At 38.2% G+C, this 20030-nt stretch carries 11 protein-coding genes; all 11 read left to right on the top strand.

Going from position 1 to position 20030, the window contains the following annotated elements; all coding sequences use genetic code 11:
- Positions 1-23: 23 nt before the first annotated feature.
- The 11 genes from BW724_RS19370 to BW724_RS19320 all read left to right on the top strand — a co-directional run bounded on the left by BW724_RS19370 (position 24) and on the right by BW724_RS19320 (position 19348).
- The gene (locus BW724_RS19370; protein WP_088076769.1) at positions 24-1544 is read left to right on the top strand and encodes a carboxylesterase/lipase family protein; all 1521 of its coding nucleotides are present in this window, start codon (positions 24-26) and stop codon (positions 1542-1544) included.
- A 27-nt stretch (positions 1545-1571) separates the two neighbouring features.
- Positions 1572-3212, top strand: coding sequence for an ABC transporter substrate-binding protein (locus tag BW724_RS19365; RefSeq protein WP_088076768.1), 1641 nt, complete (start codon positions 1572-1574; stop codon positions 3210-3212).
- A gap of 267 nt (positions 3213-3479) precedes the next feature.
- The gene (locus tag BW724_RS19360; RefSeq protein ID WP_088076767.1) at positions 3480-4694 is read left to right on the top strand and encodes an MFS transporter; all 1215 of its coding nucleotides are present in this window, start codon (positions 3480-3482) and stop codon (positions 4692-4694) included.
- A 2286-nt stretch (positions 4695-6980) separates the two neighbouring features.
- Entirely contained in the window at positions 6981-9194 is a 2214-nt protein-coding gene (locus BW724_RS19355; RefSeq protein ID WP_088076766.1) for a helix-turn-helix domain-containing protein, read from the top strand.
- A 376-nt stretch (positions 9195-9570) separates the two neighbouring features.
- Complete coding sequence (locus BW724_RS19350) at positions 9571-11139, top strand: class I adenylate-forming enzyme family protein (RefSeq protein ID WP_088076765.1); 1569 nt, start codon at positions 9571-9573, stop codon at positions 11137-11139.
- A gap of 42 nt (positions 11140-11181) precedes the next feature.
- Positions 11182-13389, top strand: coding sequence for a helix-turn-helix domain-containing protein (locus BW724_RS19345; RefSeq protein WP_176371480.1), 2208 nt, complete (start codon positions 11182-11184; stop codon positions 13387-13389).
- Between the two features lie 13 nt (positions 13390-13402).
- The gene (locus BW724_RS19340; RefSeq protein WP_235849021.1) at positions 13403-14518 is read left to right on the top strand and encodes a CapA family protein; all 1116 of its coding nucleotides are present in this window, start codon (positions 13403-13405) and stop codon (positions 14516-14518) included.
- A 123-nt stretch (positions 14519-14641) separates the two neighbouring features.
- On the top strand, positions 14642-15499 hold the full coding sequence (locus BW724_RS19335; RefSeq protein ID WP_088076762.1) for a 3-hydroxyacyl-CoA dehydrogenase family protein: 858 nt from the start codon (positions 14642-14644) through the stop codon (positions 15497-15499).
- A gap of 129 nt (positions 15500-15628) precedes the next feature.
- Entirely contained in the window at positions 15629-16816 is a 1188-nt protein-coding gene (locus BW724_RS19330) for a 2-hydroxyacyl-CoA dehydratase subunit D (protein ID WP_176371479.1), read from the top strand.
- Positions 16809-18134, top strand: coding sequence for a 2-hydroxyacyl-CoA dehydratase subunit D (locus BW724_RS19325; protein WP_088076760.1), 1326 nt, complete (start codon positions 16809-16811; stop codon positions 18132-18134). The genes BW724_RS19330 and BW724_RS19325 overlap by 8 nt, the downstream gene beginning before the upstream one ends.
- Entirely contained in the window at positions 18128-19348 is a 1221-nt protein-coding gene (locus BW724_RS19320) for a CaiB/BaiF CoA transferase family protein (RefSeq protein ID WP_088076759.1), read from the top strand. Before BW724_RS19325 ends, BW724_RS19320 begins: the two co-directional genes overlap by 7 nt.
- Positions 19349-20030 lie beyond the last annotated feature (682 nt).

Raw genomic sequence — 20030 nt, 5'->3', positions numbered from 1 at the left:
TAGACTGTAGAAGGAGGACTGAAATGAACCCAACGTTGGTCGAAACGAAATATGGCAAAGTCGAAGGAATGATAAAGGATCATGTATGTATTTGGAAGGGAATCCCCTATGCACAACCACCAATAGGGGACTTAAGATTTCAAGCGGCTAAACCTCCAATGCCGTGGAGTGGCGTGCGACAGGCAACTCAATTTGGTCCATCTGCATACCAAGAGAAGAGGTCTAATGAGGAAGAGGTAAGTGAAGACTGCTTGACTTTAAATATATGGGCAAAACCTCCAGATGATACTCTTCGCCCTGTAATGGTTTGGATTCACGGGGGAGGATTCAATTTTGGCTCAGGTAAGGAGGACCTCTTTCATGGGACGTCCTTTGTCACAAGAGGCGATGTTGTCGTCGTAACCTTTAACTATCGATTAGGTCCTTTTGGTTTTTTACAATTAGATGAGTTCGGTGGAGAGGAATATGGCAGCTCAGGAAATAATGGGATTCTAGATCAAGTCGCTGCTTTACAATGGATCAATGAAAATATTGAAGTTTTCGGAGGAGACCCGTCCCAGGTCACTATTTTTGGAGAATCGGCTGGGGGAAGAAGTGTTAGTTTACTGTTGGCTATGCCGCGAGCACAAGGGTTATTTCAAAAAGCGATTATTCAAAGTGGCGCCTTAACGACTTTTTCGAAATCTTCCGATGCTACAGCTATTAGCGAGAAAGTGCTTCATTACTTAAATGTAAACTCAAATGAGTTAGATAAATTGAAAACAATACCTCCACAACGTTTTCTAGAGGCGGTGAGAAATTTAAAGCTTGGGATAAGCTTTGCACCTACAATAGATGGAGAACTCATTCCAGACTACCCGATGAAGCAATTTGAATCAGGTTTTTCTAGAGACGTTCCAGTAATTATTGGTACAAATCGCGATGAATGTAACTTCAACCTTGTTTTTGAAGAAAGCTGGAAGAAGTTAAAGGACGACGAAATTGTTGATAAAGTATCGAGGATGGTAGGTAATTACTGGTCAGAAGTCTCTCCCTATTATTTGAATCATCACCAAGGTGGGAAAACAATGCTAGAAAGGCTTATTCCTGCCATGACTTTCAACGCTTTTACTTACAGTGCCATAGAGTTTTGTAATGTTCGTGAAAGACATGATGCGCCAACATGGCTATATCGCTTTGACTGGTCATCTCCACAATTTGAAGGGCAACTAGGGGCTAGTCATGCAATGGAAATTCCGTTTGTTTGGAATAACTTAGATTGTCAGAGTGCATGGAGATTAACTGGAAAGGGGGAAGAGAGAAAACTCGTTGCAGAAGCGATGCATCAGGCATGGATTAACTTTGCTCATCACAGTGATCCAAGCCCTAGTCCTAATGCAAAGACTATTACGAAATGGAGTCCATACCGTTCAACAAATATGCCTACTATGATTTTTGACGTAAATAGCAGAGAAGTGGAGAATCCTTTTGGACAGGAACATATCGTTTGGGAAGAAGCAGCTAAATCTTTGAAAACTGTGCATAGACCTGCACTAATCATTTAGTTGTAAAAAAAAGTAGGGGTGAATGGAATGAAGAGTGACTTTAAAATTGGTCAGTTAATTAAGGTGGCGGCAATAGCTATTTTGTTAGGGATTTTACTTATTGCATGTTCCTCTGAAGAGCCGGCTGAAAGTGACGTTGAAGATGGAGATTCTACAACAAATGAAAGTAGTACAGACACAGATGATAGCAGTGATGAAATAAGTGATGATCCATCCTCCAAGCATGGAGGAACTTTACGGATTGTCTTTGGTGGGGCTATTGCGGAATTAGGGTATCCCCCAGCCGTTCGTTCTATGACTAGTGTAGTCGCAATGCAACCAGCAACGGAGACGCTTGCTAAGTTTAATGAAGCAGGTGAGGCAATTCCTTGGTTGGCGGAAGGTTGGGAAAAGGATGCGGAACAAAACACAGTTACAGTTGAAGTGAAACAAGGCGTACAATTCCATGATGGGACAGATTTAGACGCGGAAGCAGTTAAATGGAATTTAGAGAATTTTCGTGATGCAGGACGTGTAGAAGCAGCTGTAATAGATTCAGTTGAAGTATTAGATGAGTATCGCTTGCAAATTAATCTATCAAGATGGGATCAAAGTATTCAAGATAATTTATTTGGATTTATGGGCATTACTTCTCCTACAGCTTTTCAAGAGCACGGTGAAGAGTGGTTGAGGGATAACCCCGTAGGAACTGGACCATACGTTTTTAAGGAATGGATCAAGGACGAAAAAATTGTTTTTGAACGCAATGATAATTATTGGATGGAAGATAAACCATATTTAGATGGAATAGAGATTCATTCTGTTACAGAACCTGCAACCGCAGAAGCGTCAATGATTGCGGGAGATTTTGATCTATACCTGTATCTATCTCCACAATCGGCAAGTAATTTAGAGGGCGATTTCCAAATTGAAATGCTTGAAAATGGATTTGGTGCAATTGGATACAGTCTATCACCTGACAGTGAAAATCCTGATTCGCCTTTGGCAGACCCTATAGTGAGAAAAGCCATTTCTTATGCAATAGATAAACAAGCTATTGTGGATACCATCTATTATGGTTATGGTGAAGCTACTGATCAGTATTCTGTGGAGGCCGGCATGACATTTAGTCCTAGTGTCGAGGGTACCCCATTTGATCCTGAAAAAGCAGCGGAATTACTGGAAGAGGCAGGTTACGGAGAGGGATTGGAAATTACCCTTACGTATGCTGATTCACCGAATCTCAGTTTGATGTACACATCTATTCAAGCTTACCTAAATGATGTGGGAGTAGATGTTCATTTGAATCCTGTACAAGATTCACAATGGGCAGAAATGACTGGTAGTGAAGGATCGTGGGAAGGCCTGATTCATACTACTTTCAGAGTTTCGAATGATGTCATCTTTGATTTTAACAGAAGTATGACTTCAGATAGCTCTCATTATAGACATACAATGTTGAGTGCTGAGGCAGAAGATTTAATTGCAGAATCAGCACAAATTACTGATTCTGAGGAGTATATGGACATCTCCCATGAACTACAGAGAATGATTTTTGATGATTATCAAACGGTCATTCCAATCATGGTCGAGGGTCAGGTGTTGGCTCAAACAGGCAAGGTACACGATCATGGTTTAATGAAAACGCAAATAACTACTTGGACGCCAGAATCGATTTGGATGGAGTAATAATGAGTTGTTGGTAAAAAAATATGCTGCTTCTTCGCTATTTAATATGAAATATTCCATACAAAATAGGGAAGAGCCAAATAAGCGCTGTTTGTTGTTGGTAATACCAACATCTTAGACTAGCAGTATTTAGAATTAAAAACTATCGTTGTAGAACAGACCTTTGATTTTTTTAAAAAAATAGGTCTGTTTTACATTGAAGGTGATTAACAGTAACTAGAGGAAAGAAGTTGAAAGTACGAATGAAGCCGAGTGGGGGATTAATAAGTGGAGCAGCCAACTGTAGTAGGTAATAACAAGTTATTTAACCGAAACTTCGTTTTGATACTCATAGTAAATTTTTGTTCCTCCATTAGTTTTCAAATATTGACACCAACACTTCCTATTTATGTTGAGCAGCACTTAGGGCAACCGGAAAGGGCAATAGGGATTGTTGTTGGAATACTAACTTTGACAACTATTTTGGTACGTCCATTCACAGGAAAAGCAATCGATATATGGAATCGTAGGAACTTATGCGTTGCAGGTATGATGATATGTTCAGTCTCTATTTTTTTATACCAATTTCCACAGCAAATGAGTGCCTTAATAATGCTACGATTACTACATGGGATTGGCTGGGCTATGATAACAACAGCTACTGTAACTATTGCTTCTATTACAATACCAAAAGAACGACTGGGAGAAGGGATGGGCTATTATGGCCTGAGCACAGTCTTTTCCATTGCACTGGCTCCAGCACTAGGATTATATATTGTTGACCTTTGGGGGTTCACGGAGCTATTCATCATAACCTCAACACTTGTTTTTATAGGGGCAGTACTAGGGGGAACGATTAAATTACATCATACTCCTTTGAAAACTAAAATTAACCTTCCCCATATGGTGAATGGTTTATTGGAAAAAACAGCTTTGAAGCCATCCTTAGTAAATTTCTGTATTTCACTCACTTTTAGTGCAATCATTACGTTCATTGCTATCTATGCCTTACAAAATCAAATTGAAAACATTGGAATATTCTTCACAACTTTTGCTATCACCTTGTTAGTCATTCGTCCTATATCAGGTAAATGGATTGATTTAAAAGGATTTCGTGTTGTTATGATACCAGGTCTCATTTCTATAGCAATAGGGATTATTTTACTATTTTTTGCACAATCATTAGCGTTTTTTATCGTTGCTGCCGTCTTTTACGGGTTAGGGTATGGCTCCATGCATCCAAGTTTACAGGCTATGGTTGTAGCAAGATCTCTTCCTGAACGTCGAGGTGCTGCGAATAGTACATTGCTACTTAGTTCAGATTTCGGGTTTGGAATTGGTGCAATTTTATGGGGACTAGTAGCTGATTTTACAGGATATAGGATCATGTACTTGTTGTTGCTTATTCCAGTGTTCGTCGCTTTTACTATACATTTCTTCTATCAAGCTCCTTACTCTAAAAATGCTAATGTTGATGTTGATGTTGTGTCGGAGGAAGGTTGACATGCTTTCTAATTTAGAATAGGGATTGAAATGAGGAAGGGGAGCGATTTGAGTGTTCATTTTTCTAGAATGCGGACTGAAATGAGGAAGGGAAGCGATTTGAGTCTTCAATTTTTACTAAATAGAGACTGAAATGAGTTATGGAAGTGATTTCTATCGACAGATTTTCGTTTTGGAGTATCAAATCTGTCGGTAATCCTAACTCTTATCGACAGATTTTCGTTTTGGAGTATCAAATCTGTCTGTAATCCCAGCTCTTATCGACAGATTTTCGTTTTGGAGTATCAAATCTGTCTGTAATCCCAGCTCTTATCGACAGATTTTCGTTTTGGAGTATCAAAACTGTCGGTAATCCTAACTCTTATCGACAGATTTTCGTTTTGGAGTATCAAAACTGTCGGTAATCCTAGCTCTTACTTATCGACAGATTTTCGTTTTGGAGTATCAAAACTGTCGGTAATCCTAGCTCTTATCGACAGATTTTCGTTTTGGAGTATCAAAACTGTCGGTAATCCTAGCTCTTACTTATCGACAGATTTTCGTTTTGGAGTGTCAAAACTGTCGGTAATCCCAGCTCTTATCGACAGATTTGCGTTTTGTAGGATCAAATCTGTCTGTAATCACAGCTCTTCTCGACAGATTTTCGTTTTGGAGTGTCAAAACTGTCGGTAATCCCAGCTCTTATCGACAGATTTGCGTTTTGTAGGATCAAATCTGTCTGTAATCACAGCTCTTCTCGACAGATTTTCGTTTTGGAGTGTCAAAACTGTCGGTAATCCCAGCTCTTATCGACAGATTTGCGTTTTGTAGGATCAAATCTGTCTGTAATCACAGCTCTTCTCGACAGATTTTCGTTTTGGAGTGTCAAAACTGTCGGTAATCCCAGCTCTTATCGACAGATTTGCGTTTTGTAGGATCAAATCTGTCTGTAATCACAGCTCTTCTCGACAGATTTTCGTTTTGGAGTGTCAAAACTGTCGGTAATCCCAGCTCTTATCGACAGATTTGCGTTTTGTAGGATCAAATCTGTCTGTAATCACAGCTCTTCTCGACAGATTTTCGTTTTGGAGTGTCAAAACTGTCGGTAATCCCAGCTCTTATCGACAGATTTGCGTTTTGTAGGATCAAATCTGTCTGTAATCACAGCTCTTCTCGACAGATTTTCGTTTTGGAGTGTCAAAACTGTCGGTAATCCCAGCTCTTATCGACAGATTTGCGTTTTGTAGGATCAAATCTGTCTGTAATCACAGCTCTTCTCGACAGATTTTCGTTTTGGAGTGTCAAAACTGTCGGTAATCCCAGCTCTTATCGACAGATTTGCGTTTTGTAGGATCAAATCTGTCTGTAATCACAGCTCTTCTCGACAGATTTTCGTTTTGGAGTGTCAAAACTGTCGGTAATCCCAGCTCTTATCGACAGATTTGCGTTTTGTAGGATCAAATCTGTCTGTAATCACAGCTCTTCTCGACAGATTTTCGTTTTGGAGTGTCAAAACTGTCGGTAATCCCAGCTCTTATCGACAGATTTGCGTTTTGTAGGATCAAATCTGTCTGTAATCACAGCTCTTCTCGACAGATTTTCGTTTTGGAGTGTCAAAACTGTCGGTAATCCCAGCTCTTATCGACAGATTTTCGTTTTGGAGTATCAAATCTGTCTGTAATCCCAGCTCTTATCGACAGATTTTCGTTTTGTAGTATCAAATCTGTCGGTAATCCTAACTCTTATCGACAGATTTTCGTTTTGTAGGATCAAATCTGTCTGTAATCCCAGCTCTTATCGGCAGATTTGCGTTTTGGAGTATCAAATCTGTCTGTAATCCTAGCTCTTATCGACAGATTTTCGTTTTGTAGTATCAAATCTGTCTGTAATCCTAGCTCTTATCGACAGATTTACCTTTTGGAGTATCGAATCTGTCGGTAATCCCAGCTCTTATCGACAGATTTTCGTTTTGTAGTATCAAATCTGTCGGTAATAGAAGTGGAGCGATTCGAGTCTTCAATTTCACATTTATTTGCATTAGTTCTATTTTTGCGGCCAAGAAATCACCGCCCCGAAGAATCTAGTCCGCATTTTCCAATAATGCGGCCAAGAAACTGCCGCCCCCAGAATCTAGTCCGCATTTTCCAATAATCCAACCTAAATCTTCAACCCTCCACTTTCCTACGCCCATGACCAATGGCACTTGCCATATTCTAGTTAACTAGACAAAATTGTAATAGAAAGTACAAGCATAATAATCACTTTTTTCTGAATCTTTTGTTAAAATGATCGGTAGGGGGTGGAAGTATGTACAAGGTACAAAAGCAAGACGAGCTTTTGGAAAGGATTGATTTACATCTAAGAACAACTGCTAGACAGTTACTGCGGTTTAATACTCTTGATGAAACACTGCACTATCTTGTAGATGCATTTAGTAAGCAATTGACTTGTGACTACGTCTCCATAATCCTAAAAACTAACGAAAGATTATCCATAAAAATTAAAAGTGGAGAAGCACCTCGACTTGAACAGATTTTTCCTCTTGATGAAAACGAATGTATACCGAGCTTGTTTACAGAATCATTCTCATCAGATGATCATTTGGCAGTACAAGACCACTGTTCATTATTTAAAGGGATAGAGGCAGAGAACTTTCAAACTTGGTTTACCGTACCGATTAGACAAGATTATGATGAGATTATGGGGTTATGTGTAATTGGATTTCGAACACACATCCCTTTATTGATGGACGCTGAAAAATTGTTCGAGGAGTATGGAAAGGACATTGCCACCGCTATCGATTTAGCACAATCAAAAGAAAATGAAATAAATAAAATTAAAGGGTTAGAGTGGTTGAAGGAAAGCGCGTATTTTGAAGGTGTAGCCCTTGAACAGATCGTCGGTAACATTGTGGAACGTGCAGGAAAAGGTACGAATTCTGATTTAGCGTATGTATACCTGTATGATGATGCTGCAAATCAATTGGTTTTTCAAACGCCATCGTACGGAGAAGTAAGGGTACCAGATATTATTCCTTTAGAAGAACAATATGATCTCAAAGAGATATTTCCATATTTTGAACAACCTGGAGGATCTCAAATCACCATTCCTCTAGTAGTAAACTTAAAAACGATTGGAATCCTACAGGTAGAAAAAGTTAATCATGGTGCACAAACGTTTACTGAAGAGAACATGCAGTTACTACATTTTTTATCATCTCATGTGAGTGCCCTAGTAGAAAATGCTCGTTTGTATAAAAATGAAAAAGATCAAAAGGTACGTCTAGAGACGTTTATGAATCATCAGCAAGACTTATTAAAGCAAACGATTGAAGAGGAAGGCTTTAATCGTATTTCAACCTACCTTTCTAGTGTAATTGGTTACTCAGTATTTATGTTTGACCGGTTTCTACGACCAATATCTCATTGCTTATCAGACCTAGAAGAAACACAATCAGATGAGGTTTTTGCCAAAGTTAATCAAGAAAAAAAGAGTCTATTAAAAGAGAAGTCTATGGAATACTGGTTAGCATTAGACAACTACAAGCAATTTGGGATATGGAAAATTGTTGGTGGCGGGGAAGTATTAGGGTATATGGGTTTAATCATACAAAAGAAGGACGTGGATATGGTTTTACAAATGACCCTCAATTATGTACTTAATGTCTACGCAGTACAGTTTATTAAGCAAAAATTGGTCATTGATGTTCGGGAGCAAGTAAAGGATAGCTTTATCTCTAATTTATTTGAGAGAGAAATTGAAAGAAAAGAGGAAATTATTGAATATGCAACCATTCTTAACTGGGATTTATTTGAGCCGCATCGTATAGGGATTTTTTCCTTTGTAATAGGAAATGGGAATGATGAGCCTATTAATCTGTTAGAAAGTGAAGCGAAGAAGACTTGGATTTGGGATTATGTAAGAGATAACTTATCTAAATCGGAACCCAATATCATATTTACTCGTAAAGAAAACTATTTTATTGTCATTGTCCCAACGGAACTGGCAAGTCGTCAAGCGGACTATTGGTCACGTCTGTATCGAAAAGTAATAAAATTGGTGAAAGTTAACAGTAGTCTTGTAAAAACGTATTTGGGTGTTAGTCAGACTGCAGAAAATCTAGAAGACTATTTTGTTTGTTATAAACAAGCGTTGCAAGCCCTACAAATAACATGTAACCGCTTTCCTGAAAAGGGATACTTAACCTTTGATGACTTAGGAAGCTACACCGTACTTTACAATTTAAATGATCAAACGGCAGCAGACCTCTTTCTGAAGAAATATTTGAATCCTTTATTAAATTATCGAAGGGAAAGGAATACGGATTTATTCAATACGCTCCGGGTTTATTTGAATTGTAAAGGAAATATCAAAGAAACTTCAGAAGAACTCTACATTCACCGTAGTTCGTTGAAGTACAGACTAGAAAAAGTAAGGGAAGTATTAGACATTGACATCGATGATGCGGAACAACGCTTTAATTTAATGCTCGCATATAAATTGTACGATTTACATCATTAGCACTATTTAAAAAACCATCAACCAACATTATCATCATTAACATCATCTAAAACAACGTCAGCACCATTAACCACTATTAACATCATTAGCATCATACCTACAGGACAAACTAATAACAGAGTAGTATTTAGTACGCGGTGGACGTTTCATCGCGTCTTTTTTGTAACTATAATAAAAGTACGGTATTTTCATTCCACCTAGAAATTCAATAGAAAGTACTATTGAAATACAAGGGAGGGGAGTATTTCATTCTGTAATAGATTTGATTTGCTAAAAATGTAAGCGCATTCTCTAATCATAGTCACAAAGTGTGGCTTTATTTTTCAGAATAATCTTATTAGTTAGTTGAGAGTGAATAAAAAAAGGGGTGATTATAATGACGAATAACGTCTTTGATTTATCAGTATGGCAACTACTCAAAAGAGCAGAATCATTACATCCCGAAAAGGAAGTTATGTATGATCTGAAGAGACGTATGTCATATGCTGAACTTCAACAAGAGGCAGAGTGGCTTGCAGCTGGTCTTTATCAGTCAGGTGTCCAGAAGGGTGACCGAATTGGAGTCTGTTTGCCAAACTGGCATGAATTTGTAGTTCTTTACTTTGCATTGGCTAGAATCGGTGCAGTATTAGTACCATTAAATACTAGATACCGGCAACATGAAGTAGAGCACATCTTAAATTCTTCTGGCGTATCTATGGTATTTATTACAAATGAGTTTGATAAGGTATCACATGATGAACAATTTAGAGCAGTAAAGGAGAAAGTACCTACTTTAAAATCTATTATTACCGTTCGCTATGAAACAGATGATCTTGAATCTTACGAACAATTAATGTTACTAGGAAAGAACAAAATTATACCTAATATTGATATTAATATAGAGCACGATTTATTTTGTATTCTATTTACCTCTGGAACAACGGGTTTACCTAAAGGGGCAATGATTACACATGCTAATGCCATTAGACCTCCTAGTATCCTGGCTGAAGAGATGGAATGTACGGATCAAGATGTGTTTTTTGTAGCGGCGCCATTATTTCATGTTATTGGGATGGGGATTAATGTATTTAGTTGTATTGCCACTTGTGGAAGGATGGTTTTAACCGATGTTTTCAAAGCAAGGAAAGCATTAGAAATCATTGAACAAGAAAAGGTAACGATACACCATGGGGTTCCAACCATGTTTATCTTAGAGTTAAATGATCCTACATTTGCTTCCCGAGATGTTACTTCCTTAAGAACTGGAATAGTTGGTGGTGCGCCTTGTCCAGTGGAGATCGTTCGACGAATTAGGGAAGAGATGAAATGTAATATATGTGTTGGATATGGTGCAACGGAAACATCATCTTTAACGATGACGGCCTTCGACGACGATGATAAAGTTCGTTCAGAAACACTAGGTAAGCCGATTCCGCATGTAGAGATAAAAATCGTCAATGATCAAAGAGAAGAAATAGAAGGTGGAAGTATTGGAGAGATTGCTGTTAAAGGTCCAGGAGTAATGAAAGGGTATTATGGAATGCCAGAGGCAACAAAGGAAGTACTGGACGATAAAGGCTGGTATTATACTGGAGATATTGGGAGAATCGATGAGAAAGGATACATTTATTTTGAAGGAAGAAAGAAAGAGATGATTATTAGGGGTGGATATAATATTTACCCTAGAGAAGTAGAAGAACTATTTTATCAGCATCCAGAGGTACTAGAAGTTGTTGTGATCGGTATTCCAAATGATGTTTTAGGAGAGTTATCAGTCGCAGTTGTAACTCTTAAAAATAAGGATAGCATAACGGATAATGAGCTATATGAATTTGTTAAACCTAGAATAGCGGACTATAAAGTTCCTGATAGGATCATTTTTGCTGATGATTTGCCAAAAACTGCAAGTGGAAAAATTACAAAGTATAGGATTAAGGAATGGGTTAAGCAGAATCAAACTTAAAATATGATAAGAAAGTTTTCTAATTCTGCAGGAGGAAATCTGATGTTAAAAGTAGATAAAGATAAAATTTTAGTTAATAAAATTAATAACCATCTACGAAAAACAGCCAGGCAGTTACTACAATTTAATACACTAGATGAAACATTGCAATATCTTGTTGATTCGTTTAAAAAACAGTTTTCATGTGATTATGTGAGTATTATTTTGCGAGAAACTGGTAGTCTGACAACAAACATTAAGAATGGTACTGCGGACTACTTCGATCGAATATTTCCTTTATCTGAAGATGATTGCAGTAAAAGTCTTTTTGTTCAGTCCTATAGTTCATTAGATCTGATAGATATTAATGATTGTGCCTTTCTAGAGGGTTTAATATCTGAAAATTTTGAATCTTGGTTCACCGTACCAATTAGACAAGATGATGAGGAGAGTATGGGGTTATGTGTTATTGGGTTTCGTACACATATTCCTTTACTGATGGATGCTGAAAAATTGTTCGAAGAGTACGGAAAGGATATTGCGACAGCGATAGATTTAGCGCAATCCAAAGAAAACGAAATGAACAAAATTAAAGGTCTAGAATGGCTGAAGGAAAGTGCATATTACGAGGGTGCAGCCCTTGAACAGATTGTAGGAAACATAGTGGAACGTGCAGGAAAAGGTACAAATTCAAATTTAGCTTATGTTTACCTGTATGATGATGCAACAAACCATTTAGTTTTTCAAAGACCTTCCTATGGAAATATAAAGGCACCAGAGATCATCCCTCTGGAAGAACAATACGATTTGAAAGAGATCTTCCCTTTTTTTGAACAGCCAGGTGGTTCACAGGTAACTATTCCTTTAGTGGTAAATTTAAAAACGATTGGAATTCTACAGGTGGAAAAAGTAGAACAGGATGCACAAACTTTTACTGAAGAGAACATGCATTTACTTCGATTTTTATCTTCCCACGTCAGTGCATTAGTAGAAAATGCTCGTTTGTATAAAAATGAAAAGGATCAAAAATTCCGATTGGAAACGTTTATGAATCATCAACAGGACTTGTTAAAACAAACGATAGAAGAGGACGGATTCAATCAAATATCCTCTTACCTCACTCAAGTGATTGGCTATTCCGTTTTAATATACGATCGATTTTTGCGACCAATTTCTACATGTATAACTGAACAAGAAGAGTTACTTGTGAAGGAAGCTAGGACCAAGGTTAATCAGGAGAAGAAACTCCTATTAAAAGAGAAGGCTATGGAGTATTGGTTATCATTAGATAACTACAAGCAAGTAGGGATTTGGAAGATTGTTGCAGGCGGTGAAGTGTTGGGGTATATGGGTTTAATCATACAGAAAAAGGATTTGGATATGGTTTTGCAGATGACCCTGAATTATGTCCTTAACGTGTATGCCGTTCAGTTTATTAAGCAGAAATTAGTCATCGATGTAAGGGAGCAAGTGAAAGATAACTTTGTTTCTAACTTATTTGAACGTGAAGTAGAGAGAAAAGAAGAGATTATTGAATACGCTACAATTCTTAATTGGAACTTATTTGAGCCGCATCATATAGGCGTGTTTTCTTTTGAAATAATCACTGGAGCTGAAGATCATATCAATCTGTTAGAAAGTGAAGCGAAAAAGACATGGATTTGGGATTATGTAAGAGAGAACTTATCTAAATCAGAGCCAGACATCATATTTACTCGAAAAGAAAACTATTTTATCGTCATTGTCCCAGTGGAACTTGTCAGTCGTCGGGCTGATTATTGGAAAAAGTTATACGAAAAGGTAAAGAAATTGGTGAGTATTAATAGCCATCAAGTCAAACCTTTTTTGGGAGTTAGTCAGACTGCAGCTAAATTGGAAGACTATTATGTTTGCTATAAACAAGCCTTACAGGCATTACACATCACGTTTAATCGCTTTCCAGATAAAGGATTTTTAACCTTTGATGATTTAGGAAGTTATACGATACTTTACAATTTAAATGACCAGACAGCAGCAGATCTTTTTCTGAAAAAGTATTTAAAGCCCTTAATTAATTATCGTAGGGAAAGGAATACAGATTTATTTAATACGCTCCGGGTTTACTTGAATTGTAAAGGGAATATCAAAGAAACGTCTGAGGAGCTTTATATTCACCGCAGTTCATTGAAGTACAGGCTTGAAAAAATAAGAGAAGTGTTAGATTTAGATATCGATGATGCAGAACAACGCTTTAATTTAATGCTGGCATATAAACTGTATGATTTTAACTAAGGAGGTTTCCAGATTGGTAGATAAACAAGAAATGCTGGGAGTTGGAGACATTGCTCTTGGACCTGATCCAGACGATTATTTTCAACATGTCCTCCCATTGCTTCATTCCGCTGATGTTCGTGTCGGACAATTAGAAGTACCTTACACATTAAGGCACCCCCAAGCAGCTAATCTTGGACGTGATCCCAATATTCTTCAAACTCTTGTTAAGTGTGACTTTGACGTACTAACATTAGCAGGCAATCATATCGTTGATGCAGGTGTAGAAGGCATTGAAGATACGATGAGCTGGTTAAAGGATAAAGGCATAAACACAGTAGGGGCAGGAATGAATATCCAAGAAGCAAGAAGGTCCGTTGTCATTGAAAGAAATGGGTTGAAGTATGGCTTTCTTGACTACAATTGTGTAGGGCCAATGGAGACGTGGGCAACAATGGAAAAACCAGGTTGTGCCTACGTCGGAATTCAAGAACACTATGAACCTTTGTTTGCTTCTCCTGGATCTAGTCCTGTCGTTAAAACATGGGCAGATCATCATACCCTTAAGGGGATGTTGCAGGATATCCAACTCCTAAGACCGCAATGTGATGTACTAGTAGTAAACCTTCATAAAGGCGTTGGACATACTCGAGCAAAAATAGCAGACTATGAATTTGAAATCACTCATGCAGCAATAGATGCTGGGGCTGACACGATATTCTCACACCACGCTCACATACTGAAAGGGATAGAAGTATATAAAGGCAAAACTATTTATCATGGGCTTTGTAATTTTGCTACGTATATTCCACCGAATGCCTTTGATTCAGGTCATTTACCTAAGGGGTGGGCTGAAAAAAGAAAGAAGCTATTTGGTTTTGAACCTGATCCTGAATATCCAACGTATCCATTTCATCCAGAAGCCAGATATACCATTATTGCCTCATGTCAAATAGAAAGTGGGACCATCGTAAATACTGGGTTTTATCCATGTATTATAAATAAAAAAGGGCATCCTGTAGTTGTTTCCAGACATGATGGAGGGCAAGAAGTGTTGGACTATATGTCAGAGATTACTAGAGAAGCAGAATTAAAAACAACATTTTATTGGGAAAGTGATACATTCATTGGTATTACAGAAGGGGAATGAACTCCATCATGATGTGTGAAAAAACACGATATTTTTCATTCACTGTGAAGGTTTAATGGTTCATCAAAATAAAACTATAATAAACATTATAATATATGACCAGGAAAGGGATGACTAGCCAATATGGAAAAATTTACATTAGGAGTAATTGGTGCAGGTACAATGGGTAATGGTATTGCTCAGTTAGGTGCTCAAAAAGGTATGAAAGTAATTTTGTGGGACATGAATGAGGAATTAGTTAGTAAAGGATTCGATAGAATAAGTGCAACGTTAAGTAAACTAGTTAAGCGAGAGAAGATAACAGATGCACAAAAAGAAGAGATGTTAAGTAACATTAAAACCACATCTAAACTAGAGGATCTTCAAAACGTAAGTGTTGTGATTGAAGCAATTGTTGAAAATTTAGAAGTGAAGCAGGACGTGTTCCGACAATTAGATAATATTTTAGCTCCTGAAGCGATCATTGCAACGAATACATCGTCATTATCTATTACTAGTATTGCAGAAGCGACTGGAAGGCAAGAACGTGTTGCAGGAATGCATTTCTTTAACCCAGCTCCAGTTATGAAGCTTGTAGAAGTTGTAAGGGGCTACAAAACTAGTGATGAGACGGTTTCCACTTTAATGGATTTAGCAAAGCAAATGGGCAAAGAAGCAATAGAAGTAAAGAAGGATACACCAGGATTTATAGTGAATAGAGTTATGCTTCCTCAATTCATTGAGGCCATTCGCTTAGTGGAAGAAGGAGTGGCGTCACCAGAAGATGTGGATAAGGCTGTTAAATTAGGGTTGAATTATCCAATGGGGCCATTTGAATTACAAGATTTCGCCGGTGTGGATATTGGACTCCACGTGATGGAATATTTCCATGACGAATATAAGAGTGAACGCTATGCACCACCAATGGCTTTAAAACGTCTTATTAGGGCAGGAAGGCTTGGTAGGAAAACAGGAGCAGGGTGGTATGATTACGAAAAATAAACGAAATTAACGGATTAAACGGATTTTTATCAATAAATAAGTATTTTAAAAAAATGAGGATAGTAATGTTTCTGTTTCTCATTTGGAAGGGAGGTATGTACTATTATTGATTCAGAAGAAATAAATGTTTTGGAAAAAGAAAGTAGGTCCTCCTTAAGTAAATTGATAGAAGCATATGATAAGCGAGATCTAGCGGCAATTCAGTGGAGTGAAAATCAAGGACAAACTGTAGGGTTTTTAGGAAGTGAAGTCCCCGAGGAATTATTGATTGCTGCAGGATTTTTACCGATAAAAGTGGCTGGAACGGAAAAGACAGACACTAGAATTGGAAGCGTTTACTTGGAGAGTGGTTTCGATCCAATGATCCATGCCCAGTTTACGAGATTAGTAGAGGGATCTTATTCTTATTTAGATCATCTGATAGTGTCTAATTCATCTGATGCACTGATTAGAAGCTACTACTACTTAAGGGCGTTACACCATGTAGAGAGAGAAGTATTGTTTCCTAAACCTTTCTTCCATGATTTCTTGCACACCAAATTCCACAGTAGTGCACTATATAACCGTGACAGAACGAAAGATTTAATTAATCAAATCGAAGTCTGGACTGGGGAGCCCCTGAGGGAAGAGAGAATAGTAGAAGCGATAAAAACGTGTAATGAAACTCGTACGTTACTCAAAAAGATGGATTCATTTCGAAGGTGTGAACAGCCTAGGATTAGTGGTGTACATGCGTTAAAAATTATTGGTGCGTCCATGTTTATGGAGAAGGTAGAATTTAACAATTTATTAAAACAATATCTTGATAAAGTTTCAGAAATGCCTGTTATTAAAGGTGTGAGACTATTTGTAACGGGGAGTTCTCATGAGCATACACAATTTTATGAGGCTATTGAAAGGGAACAAGCAGTTATTGTCGGTGAAGACCATGAGAATGGATCAAGGTACTATGAAGGATTGGTAGATCAAGAGGTAGATCCGATAGATGGCATTGTAGACCGTTATCACTATCGTTTTAACCCTTCCAGTCAAGCAACGGTTTCAGAAAGGGTAGCATCACTATCAGAAAATGTAGTAGCAGCAAAAGCACAAGGCGTAATTTCTTTTATTTACCGATCTGATGATGCCCCGTCTTGGGATTTTCCAGAACAGAAAAAAATATTAGATAAATTGGGAATACCAGTACTCCTTTTAGATAAACAAGACTATAAAGTGGCTGATGAAAAAGGCTTAAGGAAGAAGCTTAACCAATTTATCGATGAAATAAAACGTAATAGCAGTAAAAATATAAACATAGAGGGTGAAAGGAATGACTGAACCTCATACATCAGCGAAAAAAGATACTCGTGGTACGCAAAGAGGAACAGCTAGTGTTAAACGTTTGAATACACCCAAATTAGCAACAGCGTATCAGAAAGAATGGTTTTTGAGTCTAAGGGAAAAGGTTGAGGCTGGAGAACCACTTGCTTTTGTTAATGCTGATGTACCACAGGAAATCTTTCGTGCGATGGATATCCCATACGTGGTTAACCAGTGGTGGTCATCAGTTTGTTCTGCAAAACAAATGTCCCCGTATTATCTAGATTTGTTGAACGAACACGGCTATCGGCAAGATCTTTGTCGCTATTGTTCATTATCACTTGCTTCAGCATTCGATACAGAACCCGAGAAAGGTCCTTGGGGTGGCTTACCGAAACCGACAGTCGCGGTAACACGCCTAACTTGTGATTCCCAATCGAAGATATTTGAATTGTGGTCAAAAAAGTTTGGGGTGAATTTCTATGCATTGGAAAACACAGTTCCAAGGGAAATTCCTAATAATTGGTGGGAGTTAGCTCCTGATAAATGGGAACAGTTATTTGAACCTCATCGTCTAGATCATATGTTAGAGGACTTTAAAGGACTAATTCGATTTTTAGAAATAAATACTGGGAAAGTGTTCAGTGAGACGAAGTTTAAAAAGGTCTTGCAATTAGTTAATGAGCAAGCAGAATACAATCGGAAAACAAGGGATTTAATCTCTAAAACAAAACCTTCACCAGTTAGTATTACAGATACTGTACCAGCAGTAATGGTTCCCCAATGGCAAAGGGGAACACAATGGGCTGTTGATATTGCCAAACACCTTTATGAAGAGGTTAAAGGTTTGATTGAAGCGGGAGAAGCAGTGTGTAAAAATGAGCGCGTAAGGCTAATGTGGCTAGGTAGAGGCTTATGGTTCAACCTTGGATTTTATCAACATTTTGAAAAAAAATATGATGCCTCATTTATGTGGTCAATATATCTCGCACTTGCATCTGATGCGTATGCGAGATACGGTGAGGACCCTTTACGGACTCTAGCTAGTAGATTTGTAGGGATGGAAGATATGTTGCATATGCCCCCTTGGAATAGCGATTGGTACGTAAAGGAAGCCAAAAACAATAATATCCAAGGCGCGGTTCATATTATTTCTGATAGCTGCACCATGAGTGCCGGTGGAACCTATTTTGTGAAAAAAGCATTTGAGGAAGCCAATATTCCATTACTTCAATTGCATGCCGATCCTGTTGACTCAAGGGGTTGGGATAATGACGTTATGACTGCTAAAATAGAGGATTTTATTGAGAATGAGATTGGGGTGAAACCATGTTAAGAAAAGGTGCATTAGATGGTGTAGTTGTTTTAGATTTTACACAATTTGAGTCAGGAACTGTATGTACACAAACCCTAGCGTGGTTGGGGGCAACAGTGATTAAACTAGAACGACCAGGTGTTGGTGAGCAAGGTCGTGGTGCTTCTGTTGATAAACCAGGAGAGGATTCATATGGATTTATTACACTGAATTCTAACAAAAAGTCAGTTACTGTTGATGTAAAGAAGCCTGAAGGTAGAGAACTTGTTTATAGAATGGTAAAGACTGCCGATGTTTTTGTTGAAAATTTTTCACCTGGAGTAATTGAGAGATTAGGGTTTGACTACGATACTTTACGTGACATCAACAAAGGAATCATTTATGCACAAATAAAGGGTTTTGGTCAAGACGGACCATACGCAGATTTCCCTGCCTTTGACGCAATTGGTCAAGCAACTGGAGCTGTCATGAGTATTACAGGTGAAGAAGATGGTCCACCACTTCATGCAGGATGTAATCTAGCAGATAGTGGTGCTGGTTATCATTGTGCAATCGGTATTTTAGCTGCTTTATACAGCCGTACTCAAACGGGAGAAGGGCAAAAAGTAGAAGTTGCTATGCAGGATGTCATGATTAATTTTAGCCGCTCATCCTGGGTACGGCAGTTAATTACTGGGAAGGAAGCACCAAGGGTGGGGAATTCGATGCCAATGGCTGGTGTTGCACCTTGTAATGTCTATCCTTGTAAGCCTGGCGGGAAAAATGACTATGTCTTTGTTTATACTTCACGTTGGCCAGGAAGCCCACAGTGGAGCCGTTTATTGAAAGTACTTGGAAGAAGCGATCTTGAAAACGATCCTCGCTTTGCTACTCCTGAATCAAGGTATGAAAACCGTGAGGAAGTGGATTCCCTTATAAGTAATTGGACAAAAACAAGGACGAAACATGAAGCAATGAAGATATTAGGTGAAGCTGGTGTTCCAGCTGGTGCAATATTATCAACAACCGACCTTACAAATGACCCATATTTGCGGGAGCGGGGCATGATTGTTAATGTCAAACACCCGGTCAGGGGCGATATTGAGATGCCAGGTAATTCAATACGACTCTCTGACTCAAAAGTTGTTGTTGAGCCTGCACCATTGTTAGGGCAGCATATTGAAGAAATATATGTAGATATGTTTGGGCTAACGCAGGAGGAAATTGAGGAGCTTCGTACTAATGGAGTTATATAACTTCTTTTGAGGTGTAGTATATAGATTAGTTAGTTTTGTTTTTTGTCGGGAGCGGTTGAGTGGTTGCGTGGTTGAGTGGTTGGTTGTTAGAAAATGGAAAATGATAAAAACCGGGCGATTTTGCCCGGTTTTTATTGTTTTTTTGGGTGTGGGTGAGGAGGTGTGTGATCTAGGTACTGGTCTTGGTGAGGATCTGGACTGGGTCTGGTCTAGGCTCAGGGCTGGGGTAGGGGATACCGACAGATTTGAGATTTTTCCAAGGGAAACTGTCAATAAGGCGGGGTTTAACCGACAGATTTGAGTTTTTTTGAATAGAAACTGTCAATAAGGCGGGGTTTAATCGACAGATTTGAGTTTTTTTGAAGGGAATCAGTCAATAAAGTAAGGTTTAACCGACAGATTTGAGTTTTTTTGAATGAAAACTGTCAATAAAACGAGGTTTAATCGACAGATTTGAGATTTTACGAAGGAAAGCAGTCAATAAAGCGAGGTTTAATCGACAGATTTGAGATTTTACGAAGGAAAGCAGTCAATAAAACGAGGTTTAATCGACAGATTTGAGATTTTACGAAGGAAATCAGTCAATAAAGCGAGGTTTAATCGACAGATTTGAGATTTTACGAAGGAAATCAGTCAATAAAGCAAGGTGAAAACGGCAGATAAATTTATTTTCTATTAAAAA

Origin of the sequence: Litchfieldia alkalitelluris (genome assembly GCF_002153425.1) — a bacterium.
In the GTDB taxonomy this organism is placed as follows: domain Bacteria; phylum Bacillota; class Bacilli; order Bacillales; family Salisediminibacteriaceae; genus Evansella; species Evansella alkalicola.
The sequence above is the reverse complement of the archived record's forward strand: the minus strand, read 5'-3'. Positions and strand labels throughout refer to the sequence as shown.

Coding starts and splice junctions, on each gene's coding strand:
- BW724_RS19335 (WP_088076762.1), top strand. CDS start 14,642: ATGGAAAAATTTACATTAGGAGTAATTGGTGCAGGTACAATGGGTAAT.
- BW724_RS19355 (WP_088076766.1), top strand. CDS start 6,981: ATGTACAAGGTACAAAAGCAAGACGAGCTTTTGGAAAGGATTGATTTA.
- BW724_RS19345 (WP_176371480.1), top strand. CDS start 11,182: ATGTTAAAAGTAGATAAAGATAAAATTTTAGTTAATAAAATTAATAAC.
- BW724_RS19365 (WP_088076768.1), top strand. CDS start 1,572: ATGAAGAGTGACTTTAAAATTGGTCAGTTAATTAAGGTGGCGGCAATA.
- BW724_RS19350 (WP_088076765.1), top strand. CDS start 9,571: ATGACGAATAACGTCTTTGATTTATCAGTATGGCAACTACTCAAAAGA.
- BW724_RS19325 (WP_088076760.1), top strand. CDS start 16,809: ATGACTGAACCTCATACATCAGCGAAAAAAGATACTCGTGGTACGCAA.
- BW724_RS19320 (WP_088076759.1), top strand. CDS start 18,128: ATGTTAAGAAAAGGTGCATTAGATGGTGTAGTTGTTTTAGATTTTACA.
- BW724_RS19370 (WP_088076769.1), top strand. CDS start 24: ATGAACCCAACGTTGGTCGAAACGAAATATGGCAAAGTCGAAGGAATG.